The 14,892-nt window shown below is 62.5% G+C and carries 12 protein-coding genes; 6 read left to right on the top strand and 6 right to left on the bottom strand.

Annotated features, from left to right (window positions below):
* Positions 1–361: 361 nt before the first annotated feature.
* From GFU70_RS18330 to GFU70_RS18305, 6 genes are all read left to right on the top strand, one after another.
* On the top strand, positions 362–2,059 hold the full coding sequence (locus GFU70_RS18330; RefSeq protein WP_058542967.1) for a sulfatase-like hydrolase/transferase: 1,698 nt from the start codon (positions 362–364) through the stop codon (positions 2,057–2,059).
* A 262-nt stretch (positions 2,060–2,321) separates the two neighbouring features.
* A complete protein-coding gene (locus tag GFU70_RS18325; RefSeq protein WP_153388565.1) occupies positions 2,322–2,990 on the top strand; it encodes an ABC transporter ATP-binding protein in 669 nt (222 codons plus the stop codon).
* Positions 2,987–5,458, top strand: a complete 2,472-nt coding sequence (locus GFU70_RS18320) for an ABC transporter permease (RefSeq protein WP_153388564.1) — start codon at positions 2,987–2,989, stop codon at positions 5,456–5,458. The genes GFU70_RS18325 and GFU70_RS18320 overlap by 4 nt, the downstream gene beginning before the upstream one ends.
* Positions 5,448–6,518 carry a lipocalin-like domain-containing protein gene (locus GFU70_RS18315; RefSeq protein WP_153388563.1) on the top strand — a complete coding sequence of 357 codons (1,071 nt, stop codon included), beginning with the start codon at positions 5,448–5,450 and terminating at the stop codon, positions 6,516–6,518. Before GFU70_RS18320 ends, GFU70_RS18315 begins: the two co-directional genes overlap by 11 nt.
* 65 nt (positions 6,519–6,583) lie before the next feature.
* Positions 6,584–6,826, top strand: coding sequence for a hypothetical protein (locus GFU70_RS18310; RefSeq protein ID WP_058542963.1), 243 nt, complete (start codon positions 6,584–6,586; stop codon positions 6,824–6,826).
* Between the two features lie 45 nt (positions 6,827–6,871).
* Complete coding sequence (locus GFU70_RS18305; protein ID WP_165826012.1) at positions 6,872–7,045, top strand: hypothetical protein; 174 nt, start codon at positions 6,872–6,874, stop codon at positions 7,043–7,045.
* A gap of 534 nt (positions 7,046–7,579) precedes the next feature.
* Here the strand turns inward: GFU70_RS18305 and GFU70_RS18300 are convergent.
* The 6 genes from GFU70_RS18300 to GFU70_RS18275 form a co-directional block, all read right to left on the bottom strand.
* Entirely contained in the window at positions 7,580–8,098 is a 519-nt protein-coding gene (locus tag GFU70_RS18300) for an Hcp family type VI secretion system effector (protein ID WP_058542962.1), read from the bottom strand.
* A gap of 299 nt (positions 8,099–8,397) precedes the next feature.
* Positions 8,398–9,774, bottom strand: a complete 1,377-nt coding sequence (locus GFU70_RS18295) for a VOC family protein (protein ID WP_153388562.1) — start codon at positions 9,772–9,774, stop codon at positions 8,398–8,400.
* An 88-nt stretch (positions 9,775–9,862) separates the two neighbouring features.
* The gene (gene glcF, locus GFU70_RS18290; protein WP_116641717.1) at positions 9,863–11,083 is read right to left on the bottom strand and encodes a glycolate oxidase subunit GlcF; all 1,221 of its coding nucleotides are present in this window, start codon (positions 11,081–11,083) and stop codon (positions 9,863–9,865) included.
* Positions 11,084–11,244: 161 nt separating this feature from the next.
* Positions 11,245–12,303: a glycolate oxidase subunit GlcE gene (gene glcE / locus GFU70_RS18285; RefSeq protein ID WP_153388561.1), complete on the bottom strand. Its 1,059-nt coding sequence runs from the start codon at positions 12,301–12,303 to the stop codon at positions 11,245–11,247.
* Complete coding sequence (glcD, locus tag GFU70_RS18280; protein WP_058542958.1) at positions 12,303–13,802, bottom strand: glycolate oxidase subunit GlcD; 1,500 nt, start codon at positions 13,800–13,802, stop codon at positions 12,303–12,305. Before glcD ends, glcE begins: the two co-directional genes overlap by 1 nt.
* A 154-nt stretch (positions 13,803–13,956) precedes the next feature.
* Entirely contained in the window at positions 13,957–14,886 is a 930-nt protein-coding gene (locus GFU70_RS18275; protein ID WP_058542957.1) for an alpha/beta fold hydrolase, read from the bottom strand.
* Positions 14,887–14,892: the final 6 nt, after the last annotated feature.

Genomic DNA, 14,892 nt, shown 5'->3' with positions numbered 1-14,892 from the left:
CAGACCCATTGATGTAACTCGGATGAAACTGTTTAGAGGGGTATAGCGCAGCTTCAGAAAAGCGTGTCAGCAAAATGACAGTTGTCAGTGTTGGCAATTCAAGTGAAATCGGGCGTTTTGATATCAAGTCATTGACTGCCTTAGCAAAGTGGCTGTTTTACTGGGTGTTTAGGTAATTTGATAAACCGATAAACGGTAGTAGCCCATAGATTTTTACATTTTGTGACGAGGTTTCGTGTCATTTTTGGGGTAACTTTTTTTTGACGCGTGGTTGGGGAGAGGGGTTTCTTGCGCTTTGAGAGCCGGCTGCTAACGTGCAGGAACGAAGCACTTTTGACACGGCGATCCGGTCGAGGAAAACATGGCGCGCTACCTCAAGGAACTGCTGCTGGTTCTGTACCTGCTCAAGGGGTACGACTATTACCTGGACCGTCTGAATGCGTTGGGCCTTGGGGTCGCAACTTTGATGTTCGGCGCCATGTTCTCGGTGCTGGTGCTGGCGCTGTGGATGAGCGCCTACATACGCCAGACCCTGGTGAGGCATGTGTTTGCCTTGGCGATGTTTGTTTCAGCGGTGTTTTTCGAGGTGTACACCCGGGTCACGGACAGCTACCTGACCTATAGCCAGTTCGTTTCGCTGGTGTACTCGGGGGGATTTATCCAGGAGGCGGCCTATCAGTACCGCGATGTGATTATCAGCGCGGCGGTCAGCGGCTTGCTGCTGTTGTTCGGCATCGCCCTCAAGCCTCGAAGGTCGATGCGGCTGTCCGGGTATCTGCCAATGGCGGCACCCGTCCTGGGCGTGTTATTGCTCAGTGGTGTGTTGTTCGTGCGGGCGGGCGAGGGCGCGCGCGGCCTGCCCGTGATGTACACGCCGCTGGCCTATCTGAATCTGTTTGCCTACGAGTCCTTGCACAACACCATTGGCCCTCGGGAGCCGGTCAACCTGGCGCGACGATCGTCTTTGATCGAGCAGGATATCGTGCTGATCATCGATGAAAGCGTTGGTGGCAATTACCTGGATATCAACACGCCGTTCGGCGTACACACTGGCCTGAAGACGCCGCCCGAGGGCGTGGATGTTTTCAATTTCGGTTATGCGGCCTCCATTGCCAATTGCAGCGCCGACACCAATGTCACCCTGCGCTACGGCGGCACGCGCACCGACTACATGCGCATCAACAGCACCCGACCGTCGATCTGGCAGTACGCCAAGAAGGCCGGGTTGCGTACCGTCTATATCGACGCCCAACGCACCGGCGGCTACCTGCAGAACCTGATGACCGAACTGGAAAAACAGGACATCGACGAATTCGTCCAATTCGACCAGGCCAGCGTGCGCGACCGCGACATGGCGGCGGCGGCGAAGTTGATCGAGCTCCTGGGCGACAACCAGGCCGAACTGGTGGTGATCAACAAGGTGGGGGCGCATTTCCCGGTACACGACAAATACCCCGACGACTTCATGACCTACCGCCCGGCCTTGCCGCGAGGACAGTTCCAGGACGTGGCCGACACCGGCAGCCGCGACGGCTTCAATGGTCAGAAAGATGACTGGTTGCTGTACCGCAACGCTTACCAGAACACCTTGTTGTGGAACGTCGGCGAGTTCTTCAAGCGAATCTTCCAGCAGGCCGACCTGAGCCATGCCGTGTTGATCTACACCTCCGACCACGGCCAGGACCTGCACGAGCGCGGCAACCCCGGGCTCAACACCCATTGCGGCGGTGACCCGGTGGCGGAGGAGGGGTTGGTGCCGTTGGTGGTGATCCAGGGCTCGCAGTTGCATGCCCTGGATTGGCGCCAAGCCTGGGCACAGAACAAAGACCGCTCCAGCCACTACAACATTTTCCCGACGCTGTTGCAGTTGATGGGGTACGAGCCGGCTGGGGTCGAAGCGATCTATGGCAAGTCCCTGGATCAACCGACCGATGACGACTTCACCTTCAACTACCGCTTCAATGCGCGCTTGGGGGCGAAACCGGCTTGGAAACACATCGACTTGGGCGACATCGTGACACCGCAGTCCGGCCAGGTTGAGATGGCGGTGGGGCATTGATTGGCGCTGAGCTCTTGGTGGGCGAGCTTGTAGCCGGTCAGGATGTTATTGATTGAGTACATATCCGTTGCTGCGGTAACCGCCAGTGGCCGTTACCGCAGAAACGGATATACACCCCAACCCGACGAGCAAACCCAGGCTCTGTGGCATCTACCTCGTCGTAGCTATTCTGGTTGCTGAGTATCAGGCAGGTTCATCCCGGGTGGGGACCGTCCCTCAACTCCGCTATCCTGAGCCCCACGTTCATCCATCGAGCCTTTTCATGCTTGAAGTCCGCGATGTTTTCAAAAGCTACGCCACGCCCCAAGGCCCATTGCCGGTGCTGCAAGGCATCGACCTGACGCTGATGCCAGGCAGCAGTCTGGCGTTGATGGGGGAGTCGGGCAGTGGCAAGAGCACCTTGCTGCACCTGGTCGCTGGGCTGGACAAGGTGGATCGCGGCAGCATTCGCAGCGGCGAGTATCGACTCGATGGCATGAGTGAAAGCCAGTTGGCGAATTGGCGACGCACGGAAATCGGTCTGGTGTTCCAGCAGTTCAACCTCATCAGCAGCTTGTCGGTGGAGGATAACCTGGCGTTCCAGGCGCGTCTGTGCGGCCGTCATGACGCAGCTTGGCAAGCCCATCTGGTGCAGCGGCTCGGGCTTTCAGGGCTGCTGCGGCGTTACCCTGAGCAGCTTTCCGGCGGCCAGCAACAACGGGTGGCGCTGGGGCGGGCGTTGGCCTCGCGGCCGCCCTTGTTGCTGGCCGATGAACCCACCGGCAGTCTCGACGAGGCCACAAGTGACGAAGTGCTGCAACTGCTGCTGGAACTGCTGGATGGCAGCCCCACCAGCCTGTTGATGGTGACCCACAGCCCGCGGGTGGCGGCTCGCCTGGCCCAACGCGTGGTGTTGCACGGCGGGCGATTGGCGCAGGTGGCCCAGGGGTGATGATTTTTCGTCAGACCCTCAAGGCCCTGCTCAGCCATTGGCGCCAACACCCGGTGCAATTTTTCAGCGTGCTGACGGGCCTGTGGCTGGCCACCAGCCTGCTCACCGGCGTGCAGGCGCTGAACAGTCAGGCCCGGGACAGCTACGCCCGGGCCAGCCAACTGATCGGCGGCGAACCCCAGGCCAGCCTTAGTGCACCCGGCGGCGGCACTTTTACGCAGCAATGGTTTGTCGAGTTGCGGCGCCAGGGCTGGCCGGTGTCGCCGGTGTTGCAGGCGCGGGTGATGCTCAAGGACCGCGAGGATCAGCGCCTGCAACTGATGGGCATCGACCCGGTGTCACTGCCACCTGGTGCAGCACTGGCGGGGCAGGCGCGGGAGATGACCGAGGTGGTGGCGTTCTTTACCGATCCCGGTCGCACCTGGATTGCCCCGCAGACCTTGCAGGCCCTAGGGCTGAACGAGGGCGACCGGCCTCGCACCGTCGATGGACGTTCCCTGCCGCCGCTGCATGTCCAGGAGGATATGGCGCCGGGCGTGCTGTTGATGGACATCGGTTTCGCCCAGCAGGTACTCGGGTTGCCGGAGCAACTGTCGCGGCTGCTGTTGCCCGCCACGTTCAGCGCCGCATTGCCGGAAGCGTTCAACGGTCGACTGCTACTCAAGCACGCCGATGAAGAAAACAACCTGTCGCGCCTGACCGAAAGCTTTCACCTGAACCTCGACGCCTTGGGGTTTTTATCCTTCGTGGTGGGGCTGTTCATCGTTCACGCGGCCATCGGCCTGGCCCTGGAACAACGCCGCAGTCTGTTGCGAACTCTGCGCGCCTGTGGCGTCAGTGCGCGGGTACTGGTCACCAGCCTGACCATCGAATTGGGCGCGCTGGCCTTGCTGGGCGGGATCGCCGGGGTGCTCAGCGGCTATTGGCTGGCGAGCCTGTTGTTGCCCGATGTCGCGGCGAGCCTGCGGGGGTTGTACGGCGCCGAAGTGGCCGGGCACTTGAACCTCAGCCCGTGGTGGTGGTTCAGCGGTGTCGGCCTGAGCCTGCTCGGTGCGCTGCTGGCGGGGGCCGACAGCTTATTGCGGGCGGCGCGCCTGCCCTTGCTGGCGCTGGCCAATCCCCAAGCCTGGCATCAGGCCCATGCCCGGTGGCTGCGACGCCAGGGTTGGGTAGCGACGGTGGCGGCGTTGATTGCTGCATCGGCGTTGATCTGGGGCGATAGCCTGGCCAGCGGTTTTGTCCTGATGACCGCCTTGTTGCTGGGCGCGGCGCTGGCCTTGCCGGTGTTGCTCAACAGCGCGCTGAAGCGGCTGTTGCACCGCAGCCGCTCGGTGCTCGCGCAATGGTTTCTCGCCGATTGTCGCCAGCAATTGCCGACGCTGAGCCTGGCGCTGATGGCCTTGTTGCTGGCGCTGGCGGCGAACATCGGCGCCGGCAGCATGACGGCCGGTTTCCGCCAGACCTTCAGCAACTGGCTTGAACAACGGCTGACGGCCGAGCTGTACATCAACCCGCAAACCCCGGCCCAGGCGGAGGAACTGCACACCTGGCTCAAGCAGCAACCGGCGATCACCGCTGTCGTTCCGCTCTGGCAGGTCTCGGTCCCGTTGCAGGGCTGGCCGACGGATATTCATGGCATCATCGATCACCCCCACTATCGACAGCATTGGCCGCTGCTGGAGTCGGCCGGTGACAAGCCGTGGGAGCAACTGGCCGCCGCCGATACCCTCATGCTCAGCGAACAACTGGCCCGGCGTCTCAAGGTGAGTATCGGCGATCAGTTGACCCTGCCGACACCGCAGGGCCCATGGGCACTTCGCATCGTCGGAATCTACGCCGACTACGGCAATCCCAAGGGCCATGTGCTGGTCAACGCCGACCACTTGCTGACGCACTGGCCGAACCTGACGCCGAACCGTTTCAACCTGCGCATCGAGCCGTCGGCCATCCCGTCGCTACTGACAGCGTTGCAAGGCCGGTTCAGCCTGGATGACAGCCGCATCGTCGACCAGGCCCGGCTCAAGGGCTGGTCGACCCAGGTGTTCGAACGCACCTTCGCCGCCACCGCTGCCCTCAACAGCCTGACCCTGGCGGTGGCCGGGGTGGCGTTGTTCATCAGCCTGCTGACCCAGAGCCAGAGTCGCCTCGGCCAGTTGGCACCGCTGTGGGCACTGGGCGTGACGCGGCGGCAGTTGATGCTGCTCAACCTCGGCCAGACCTGGCTGCTGGCGTTGCTGACCCTGGTCCTGGCGTTGCCGCTGGGCATCGCCCTGGCCTGGTGCCTGGACGCGGTAATCAATGTGCAGGCCTTCGGTTGGCGCCTGCCGTTGCGGGTGTTTCCGTTGCAATTGGCGCAATTGCTGGCCCTGGCGATGCTCGCCACGCTGCTGGCATCGGCCTGGCCGCTGTATGCGTTGTACCGCACCCAGCCGGCGGATTTGCTGAGGACCTTTGCCCATGAAGATTAAAGTTGGCGTGTTGCTGCTGGCATTGCTCAGTGGTTGCGATGACTCAGCACCAACGCAAAAGGGCTTTGCCGGCCTCGGCGACCAGGCTGTCGCGTTCACGCCGGTTGTGCCTGGGCGGGTGTTCAGTTTCCCCACCGACCATGGCCTTCATGAAGGTTTTCGCATCGAGTGGTGGTACGTCACCGCCAATCTCAAGGATGCCCAGGGGCATGAGTTCGGCGTGCAATGGACGCTGTTTCGCAGCGCCTTGAATGCCGCGCCCCAGCCCAGCGGCTGGCGTAACCAGACGATCTGGCTCGGCCATGCTGCGGTCACGTCTGCCACCGTGCACCATGCCGCCGAGCGATATGCACGAGGCGGGGTGGGGCAGGCCGGGGTGCAGGCGGTGCCCTTCAATGCCTGGATCGACGACTGGCAATTGAGTACCCAGGCTTCAGGGGCCGAGCCGTTGGCGGACATGCAATTGAAGGCGCGCGACCCGCGCTTCAGCTATGCGTTGCGGCTGACGTCGAGCCGGCCACTGGTGTTGCAGGGCGATCAAGGTTTCAGCCAGAAATCCGAACAGGGGCAGGCGTCGTATTACTACAGCCAGCCGTTCTTCCAGGCCAGCGGTGAATTGGAAATCGATGGTCAGCGTTATGCGGTCAGTGGCCCGGCCTGGCTCGACCGCGAATGGAGCAGCCAGCCCCTGACCGCAAACCAGACCGGCTGGGACTGGTTTTCCCTGCACCTGGACAACGGCGAGCACCTGATGCTCTACCGCATGCGCCACAAGGACGGCGCGCCGTACCTCACAGGCACCTGGATCGACGCGCAGGGCCAAGCGCAGACCCTGCACGCCGGGGAAATCAGCCTCGTGCCCCAGGACACTGCCAAGGTCGCCGGGCGCTCGATGCCGGTTGGCTGGGCCATCAAGATCCCCAGCAAGCAACTCGACATCACCCTCCACGCGCTGAACCCCAACGCCTGGATGAACCTGCGCATTCCCTATTGGGAAGGGCCGGTGCAACTGCGTGGTAGCCAGGGCGGCACCGGTTACCTGGAAATGACCGGCTACTGAGAATCGCCGGAACTCCCCGCGAACGTCGACCCTCATAGCTTATGAATGTCTCGCAGGAGCCCGTCATGAGCGATGACCTCAAACTTCCGTCGCTGGCCGATTGGCAGCGATTGTTCGACGACAAGGCCTACTGGCAGCAGTCCCCCGATGCTCACTTCACCGAGCTGATGCGGGTGGCCAATGACTTGTTCGGTCAGGGCGCCATCGACCTGGCGCAGTGGCAGGCCTTGAAGACCAAGGCCGAGCAACTGCACCAGCGTTCCCCGGATGCCAATGTCACTGAAGAAGTCGCCGACCCCGACGCCTGACGCCTCACCCCTGACCTCAGGCCTGAAAGATTCAAGGAGTTCGCCATGCAGCACCGTCCCGATCAAACCCGGAAAAACCCTGACGCCCCGGCATTGCCCGGTGAAGTGGAACGCGATAACGATGCCTTGCGACCCAATGACCCGACCAAGCGCAAACAACAGCACGGCGACCCTGAGGCAGGGGATACCGATGCTCAGAAAACCGGTCGGCGTGGCTGAATGACGTCACGTCGACGGGTATTAAAAAAGAGTTTTTCAGGACTGTTTAATTTTGTTTTGTCGATAACTTTGTCTACTTGTCCATGTTTTGTATAACTATTTGTACAGCTATACGCAGCCCCCCAAACCCTGGCTACGCAGGCGTTGTGTGCACGCTGTGTAGGAGCTGCCGAGTGCAACGAGGCTGCGATCTTTTGATCTTTCGCTTGAGATTCAAGTATCTGGGGAAAGATCGCAGCCTCGTTGCACTCGACAGCTCCTACAGCTCCTACAGCTCCTACAGCTCCTACAGCTCGTACAGATCCTGAGCGCGATAGTTGCAACGATGAATAATTATTTAAACAGGCTCACGGACATATTCTAAAAGTTCGATTATTATTGTGCCCGTTCGCCCAGTGTCAGGCTCTTTACCAGTGCATGGATTGCCGAGGCCATCGCACTGGGCGAACACCGCCCTGAATCAACAACTATCGATTATTTTCAACGGCACATCGACCCGCAGAGCGGGCCGATGCGTGAGTGGCTGCCTCAGATTCAACCAGCGACCGGTGAGCGCCAGTCATCGGAGCCCGAGGTGCCGCTGACTTCGTGGGTCCAGGTGATTTTGCGATATGTGAAGTGCACGTCTTCGAGATGGGTGAAGTGTGCGTTCTCTGGGTCCTGGCAGTTGCGCATGTAGTCCTTGATATCAACGATGATCGCGTCCTCCAACGTGGTGGTGTAGTAGTGCTCCTGGGTGCCTGCTGCCGAAGTGCGGTACCACTGGATCTTGACCTCCTTCAGCCGTTCGCCGCTCGTTAGGGCGACCTGCAGCAGTGGCGAAGCTTTATCGAATACCTTGGTGATGATCAGGGGTTTGTGTATGCGCTGGCTGGTTGGCTGACCGGACTGGGGATCGCGAGGGATGGTCACTTGGTGCTCGAAAGCTTGCACCATGACCTGGTCTTCATGACCCTCTTGGTAGGTGTTGCCCACTGAATCGGCGGTAAACGCACCGGCAGTGATCAGACCTTGTTTGTAGCCCTCAACGGACATGTATGCGGGAGTTGCCAATGGATGCTCTCCTTCCTGGATAACGATAGGACCTGGGACGGGAGTCGCCCCGAGGTGGCCTGACGGTTATCAAGAGCTATGCCATTTTTAAAAAAACTATATATATCAATAAGTTGATGCGTTGTCGGGCGGTTATTCCTTCCAGGCAGGCAAGAAAGCGCACAAAGGTTTGCCCGGCGCCTTGCAGCTCCTCGCGGCTTGACCGAACGCCGCGATAGCCAGGTAGCGTGGTCGATGAAGGCGCGCCGCGCGGCACGCCGGTTATGCAGCTTCTTGCCGCTTTATCCTTCAGCTTGTTCCTACACGCCCAATGCAGCCCTGCACTCATCGATGGAGCGCTGTTGCGTCTGGGCATACAGCCCCAGTTCATCGATGGTCGCTCGCCCCAGCGCCTCTTCGAAGGCCTGGCGATTGGACTGGCCGGCATAGTGACTCTGGGCGGCATCGCCGAGGTTCGACTGGAAGATGCCGGCGGCGCTGACAGGCAGGAAGTCCTCGTACACCAAGGGTTCGGCGCGCAGGTATTGCTGCTCGAGCAAGTGCTCCAGGGAGACGGCTTGCTCGAGGGTGCCCTTGTCGGCGAGGCCCTCGGGCGTGACGAAATAGCGGAAGTACGCCAATGCCTGTCGGCGCAGTTCGTCGTGGTTGTCAGGGAATTCAACAAAGTGTTCGGTCATCAACCGGTTGTAGCGTTCGGCGTTGGCTTCGTTGGGAAACTCCCCCAGCGCGTCGCGCGCGGCGTTCAGCAATTGATCGTAGAGCGCGCGGCCCTTGGGCGTGAGGGCCGCGCCACGTTGTTCGATTTCGCCGAAGCGGGCGCTGTGGCTGCCTTGGGTCTGGGGCTGGTCGGTGAAGGCGACGGGCTCGTCGAGCGCCTTGAAACTGGTCTGGCGCAGCAGGATCGGGCATTGGCGGCGGGGTGGGCCTTCGATCACGGCCTTGGGAGTAATGCCGTGCGCCGGCATCCGGGCCTGGACGATGTCGATGTCCAGGGTGCGCGGTGTCAGGTGATTGATGTGCGGGCCCTTGAACGCCACCACGTCGGCGATCAGACGATGTTGGGCGCTCAGTTGCCGGTACTGTTCGGCGGTGACGGTGGCGCTGTGGTGCCAGCGAAAGGTTTCCAGGGCCTGTAGGACGAAGTCCTCAGCCTGGGCCTCGGTCAGGCCGCCCTGGCGTTCGGCCAGGTCAATGAGCTCAAGGGCGCGGGGGGTAAAGATCCGGCGTTTGTCCAACACCGACTCGGCAAAGGCCCGAAGCTCGGCGTTCTCGATCAGTTCCAGGCGCAGCAGCGAGGTAAACACCCGGAACGGGCTAACCTGCAACGCGCTTTCGTGCACAGCGCGGAAAGCGGTGGAATGCACCGGCACCCCGGCTGGCGTGAGGTCGTAGTAGCCCACCGGCTGCATGCCCATGACCGCGAATAGACGCCCCAGGGTCGCCAGCTCGGCGGCGGTGCCGACGCGGATCGCACCGTGGCGTTCCAGGTCCAGGCGCTCGAGCTCGCCGGTGCTGCGCAGGTGTGCGGCCAAGGCCGGGTCTGCGGCCAGCACTTGGGCGTTGGTGTGCTCCACCAGCTTCATCAGGGCGCCATACAGCGGCACCTCGTCGCGGTACATGTCGGACATCGCCCTGGAGAAGCGTTGGCGGATCAGGTCGGGGCTGACGAAGCTCATCGTGAGAATTCCTGGCGAGGGCTGTGGGAAAGTTGGACGAAAGATCGCAGCCTTCGCCGGCCCCGGCAAACGAAGAATCTTCAGGACTTCATTCTGCCAGGGACTGATCCACCAGCTCGATCCAGTGCCGCACGGGCGTGCGACCGGCACCGTCGAGGTGGTGCTGGCAGCCGACGTTGGCGGTGACGATCAGCTCCGGTTGGCCGCTTTCCAGCGCATTGAGGCGGTTGTCGCGCAATTGCCGCGCCAGGGCAGGCTGGGTCAGCGAATAGGTGCCGGCCGAGCCGCAACACAAATGGCCGTCGGGCACCTCGGTGAGGTTGAAACCCAGCCGCGTCAGCAGCGCCTCGATGCTGCCGCCGAGTTTCTGCGCGTGTTGCAAGGTGCAGGGGCAATGTACGGCAATGCGCTGGTTCCTGGCCGCGCAGATCTGTTCCAGCGGCTCCTTGCCAAGCACTTGCACCAGGTCCAATGCCCGTTCGCTGACTTGTTTGGCCTTGGCGGCATAGCCAGGATCATGTTCCAGCAGGTGCCCGTAGTCCTTGATGAATGCGCCGCAGCCGCTGGCCGTCTGAACGATGGCTTCGGCACCGTTTTCCAGGTGCGGCCACCAGGCGTCGATGTTCTGTCGGGCGCGGTCCAGCCCGGTGGCCTGGGCGTCGAGGTGATAATCCAGCGCGCCGCAGCAGCCAGCCTGCGCACAGGGGATCGCGCTGATGCCGAGTCGATCCAGCACCCGCGCCGCCGAGGTATTGGTGTTGGGCGACAGGCCCGGTTGCACGCAGCCTTCGAGCATCAACACTGTGCGCCGATGCCGGACCGGTGGACGTTCGCGGTGGGCTGGGGAGGGGTGGGGCAACTTGGCGCTCAGGTTCGCCGGCAGCAACGGACGGAAGATCGCCCCAAGGCGCAGCAGGGTCTTGAACCGCTCGGGACTGGCGGCCAGGCTGCGCAGCCCCAGGCGCAGTGCACGTTGGCTGGCGGGGCGCGGCACGGCTTGGTCGACCACCGCCCGGCCGATGTCCAGCAGGTTGTGATAATCCACGCCCGACGGGCAGGTGGTCTCGCAGTTGCGACACGACAGGCAGCGATCCAGGTGCAGTTGGGTGCTGGCCGTCGCTGGCTGGCCTTCGAGCACTTGCTTGATCAGGTAGATGCGTCCGCGCGGGCCGTCCAGTTCATCGCCGAGCAATTGGTAGGTGGGACAGGTGGCATTGCAGAAGCCGCAATGCACGCAACTGCGCAGGATGCGTTCGGCTTCTTCGGCGCGGGGCAGATTTCTGGCTTGGTCGCTAAAACGGGTCTGCATAGGTAGTGTCCTGTATCACAAATGCTGTTTCTTTTTGACGGCGTCTGTTGTCGTCATGCTGCGTTGCCGCTCCTCGCCATAGCGGGCTATGACTCGTCGCGGCGCCTTGCCTGACGACAACAGCCACTCGTCAAAAAGGAACACATTTGCGACACAGGACACTATAACTCCGGGTACATTCGACCAGGATTGAACAGCCCCAGGGGATCGAGCTGGGCCTTGAGTTGCCGGTGATAGCGCAGCAGTGCCGGGGCCAGTGGCTGGAACGGTGTGTCGCTGGCACCCTGACGATAGCAGGTGGCATGGCCGCCGACTTCATGGGCCAGGGCCTGCACCGTGTCGGCCTCGGTTTTCAACCAGCGTTGAGCGCCGGCCCAGTCGATCAGTTGCGCGCCGGGCAGGGTGAGCGGCCCGGTATGGTTGGGTAACGACAGGCGCCACAGCGGCAAGCCTTCATCGAAGAAGGCCAGTTGATGTTCGTTGAGTGCCGTCCAGTATTGATCGTCGATCACCTCGCCACCGAAACGCTGATGAGCGGCGCTGACCGAGCCTTCGCCACCCTCCAGGCGCAGGTGCAGGCAGTTGCCGTCATGGCTGGCGGCGCTGATGGGCAAGGGTTGTCGGCCCCATTCGGCGAGTTTTTCCAGGGCCTCGGTGCTGTCCAGTTCCAGGCGGATACTCAGGCTGTGACGGGGCTTGGGCAGGACCTTCAAGGAGACTTCGGTGATCACCCCCAGGCAACCGAAGCTGCCAGCCAACAGGCGCGACAGGTCGTAGCCGGCGACGTTTTTCATCACCTCGCCGCCGAAGCGTAGCAACGTGCCGTGGCCACTGATCAGGCGCGTGCCCAAGACGAAGTCGCGCACCGAACCGGCCCATGGGCGACGCGGCCCCGACAGCCCGGCGGCGACCATGCCGCCGACCGTGGCGTCGTCGCCAAATGCTGGCGGTTCGCAGGGCAGTCGTTGCCCCGCAGCGTCCAGGGCGCCAAGCAGTTCCCGCAGCGGGGTGCCGGCCCGGGCCGTGATGACCAGTTCGGTGGGGTCATAGTGGACGATGCCCCGATGCACGCGGGTGTCCAGCACTTCGCCGGCCACTTCGCGCCCCAGGAAAGCCTTGCTGTTCGAACCCTGGATGCGCAGCGGCGTGGCGTCGGCCCGTGCGCGATTGACCTGTGCGAGCAGCAGGTCGCTGGCGTCCTGGTCGGCTTCGCGGCTCATCAGAAACGCTCCAGTTCAGGAAACGGCAGTTGCCCGCCATGGATGTGCATGGCACCGAATTCGGCGCAGCGGTGCAGGGTGGGGATGTTCTTGCCGGGGTTGAGCAGACCTTTGGGATCGAACGCTGCTTTTACCGCGTGGAACAGGTTCAGTTCGTTGCTGTTGAATTGCGTGCACATCTGATTGATTTTTTCCCGGCCGACACCGTGTTCGCCAGTGATGCTGCCGCCCACCTGGACACACAGTTCGAGGATTTTTCCGCCCAGGGTTTCGGCGCGCTCCAGTTCGCCGGGCTGGTTGGCATCGAACAGGATCAGCGGGTGCATGTTGCCGTCGCCGGCGTGAAAGACGTTGGCGACGCGCAGGCCATGTTCGGCACCGAGGCTGGCGATGCGCTGCAGTACCTCGGGCAAGGCGCGTCGCGGGATGGTGCCGTCCATGCAGTAATAATCCGGCGCCAGGCGGCCCACCGCCGGGAAGGCGTTCTTGCGCCCGGCCCAGAAGCGCAGCCGCTCGGCTTCGTCCCGCGCCTGACGCACCTCGGTGGCACCGGCCTGCTCCAACACCTGGCGGACCCGTTCGCAATCGTCATGGACATCGGCCTCGACCCCGTCCAGTTCACACAGCAGGATCGCTTCGGCCTCCACCGGATAGCCGGCGTGGATGAAGTCCTCGGCGGCGCGGATCGCCAGGTTGTCCATCATTTCCAGGCCACCGGGAATGATGCCGGCGGCGATGATGTCGGCCACCGCCCGCCCGGCCTTGTCCACCGAATCGAAACTGGCCAGCAACACCTTGGCGACCTGGGGCCTGGGCAGCAGTTTGACTGTCACTTCGGTGATCACCCCCAGCAAGCCTTCGGAACCGGTGAACAGCGCCAGCAGGTCCAGGCCCGGCGAATCCAGGGCTTCGCTGCCCAGGGTCAGGCGTTCGCCTTCGACGGTGAGGATTTCCAGCTTCAACAGGTTATGCACCGTCAGGCCATACTTGAGGCAGTGCACGCCGCCGGCGTTTTCCGCGACATTGCCGCCGATGGAGCAGGCGATCTGCGACGAGGGATCCGGCGCGTAATACAGCCCGAACGGTGCCGCCGCCTGGGAAATCGCCAGGTTGCGTACCCCTGGCTGAAGCCGCGCGGTGCGGGCGTCGGGGTCGATGTGCAGGATCTGGTTGAACCGCGCCATCACCAGCAACACGCCGCTTGCCAGGGGCAGGGCGCCGCCGGACAAACCGGTCCCGGCACCCCTGGCGACCACCGGCACATTCTGCCCATGGCAGAGCTTGAGCAGCGCTTGCACCTGCTCGACGCGCCTGGGCAAGACCACCAGCAGCGGCGTGGAGCGGTAGGCCGACAGGCCATCGCATTCGTAGGGCTTGAGGTCTTCTTCCAGGTGCAGGATGTCCAGGTCTGGAACCTGTGCCTGCAAGGCTTGAAGCAGGGCCTGTTTGTCCACCTTGGGCAAGGGGCCGTCGAGGTGTTCGTCGTAGAGGATGTTCATGAAGTCGATACCTCTGGGTCGGCTCGAATCCCTGTGGGAGCGAGCTTGCTCGCGATGGCGGTGGGGCAGCTTGCATCCATGTTGAATGTGTCACCGCTATCGCGAGCAAGCTCGCTCCCACATGGGGGTTCATTTTGTTATTTTTGCATCGCCGTCACTGCCTCAACCCGTTGAGAAACTCCCGATACAGCGCCGCGGTTTTTCCCGGTCGTTCCACCATCGGCATGTGGCCGATACCGTCCCAGATTTCCACCCGCAAGTCGGCGATGCCCTTGCTCCACACCGGCACGCTGCTGACGTCGATCAGCCGGTCCTTGCGACCCCAGAGTAGCAGCGATGGAGCGCTAATGTCGGCCAGGCGCGGTTCCATCGGCGGGCTGGCGCGAAAGTCGACGAAGATCTCCGCCAGTTCATCGCGGCGCTGTTCGTAACGTTCGGCCATTGCCGCCAGCACCACGCTGGGCACCCAGGGCGGGGAGGCCATGGTCATTGCGTAGAACGGCGCGAAATCGTCCCGCGAGTCGACGAGGAACGGGTTATGTCCGGCGGCCAGGTGGCGTTCCATGTCGCTGGCCTGGGGCGCGGTGACGCCGGCCGGATCGATCAGCGCAAGGGTCAGCACGCGCTCGGGCGACGTGGCCGCCAGCCATGCGGCGAGGTAGCCGCCCATGGAATTGCCGATCACATGGACCTTGTCCAGGCCACAGGCATCGAGCAACTCGATGACCCGCCGGGCCTGGGTCGGGATGTCATAGCCGCCGCCGGCCTTGAAGCCGGTTTCGCCATGGCCGGCCAGGTCGGGCACCACCACCCGGTAGTCGTCGACAAAATGCCGGGCAAAGCGCAGCCAGAGGTTCTTGTCGGCGCTGTAGCCATGCAGCATCAGGATGCTACCGGACGCTTCATAGGGCCCGCCTTGCCAGGTCGACACGGTCATCTCGCTGATGGGGACGGTGATCTTGTGCAACCGGTAGAGACGTGCCTCCAGCGCCATGCCCATGTCATACAGCACATGGCCGATACCTGGATACGTCAACCAGCTCCAAGCGATAAACACGGCAAGGACTACCCACAACACCAACATGTTTTG

Source organism: Pseudomonas brassicacearum, assembly GCF_009601685.2.
GTDB lineage: Bacteria > Pseudomonadota > Gammaproteobacteria > Pseudomonadales > Pseudomonadaceae > Aquipseudomonas > Aquipseudomonas kilonensis_B.
This window is presented reverse-complemented; position numbering and strand designations above follow the sequence as displayed.

Coding starts and splice junctions, on each gene's coding strand:
- GFU70_RS18275 (WP_058542957.1), bottom strand. CDS start 14,886: ATGTTGGTGTTGTGGGTAGTCCTTGCCGTGTTTATCGCTTGGAGCTGG.
- glcD (WP_058542958.1), bottom strand. CDS start 13,802: ATGAACATCCTCTACGACGAACACCTCGACGGCCCCTTGCCCAAGGTG.
- GFU70_RS18295 (WP_153388562.1), bottom strand. CDS start 9,774: ATGAGCTTCGTCAGCCCCGACCTGATCCGCCAACGCTTCTCCAGGGCG.
- GFU70_RS18325 (WP_153388565.1), top strand. CDS start 2,322: ATGCTTGAAGTCCGCGATGTTTTCAAAAGCTACGCCACGCCCCAAGGC.
- GFU70_RS18305 (WP_165826012.1), top strand. CDS start 6,872: ATGCAGCACCGTCCCGATCAAACCCGGAAAAACCCTGACGCCCCGGCA.
- GFU70_RS18310 (WP_058542963.1), top strand. CDS start 6,584: ATGAGCGATGACCTCAAACTTCCGTCGCTGGCCGATTGGCAGCGATTG.
- glcE (WP_153388561.1), bottom strand. CDS start 12,303: ATGAGCCGCGAAGCCGACCAGGACGCCAGCGACCTGCTGCTCGCACAG.
- GFU70_RS18315 (WP_153388563.1), top strand. CDS start 5,448: ATGAAGATTAAAGTTGGCGTGTTGCTGCTGGCATTGCTCAGTGGTTGC.
- glcF (WP_116641717.1), bottom strand. CDS start 11,083: ATGCAGACCCGTTTTAGCGACCAAGCCAGAAATCTGCCCCGCGCCGAA.
- GFU70_RS18330 (WP_058542967.1), top strand. CDS start 362: ATGGCGCGCTACCTCAAGGAACTGCTGCTGGTTCTGTACCTGCTCAAG.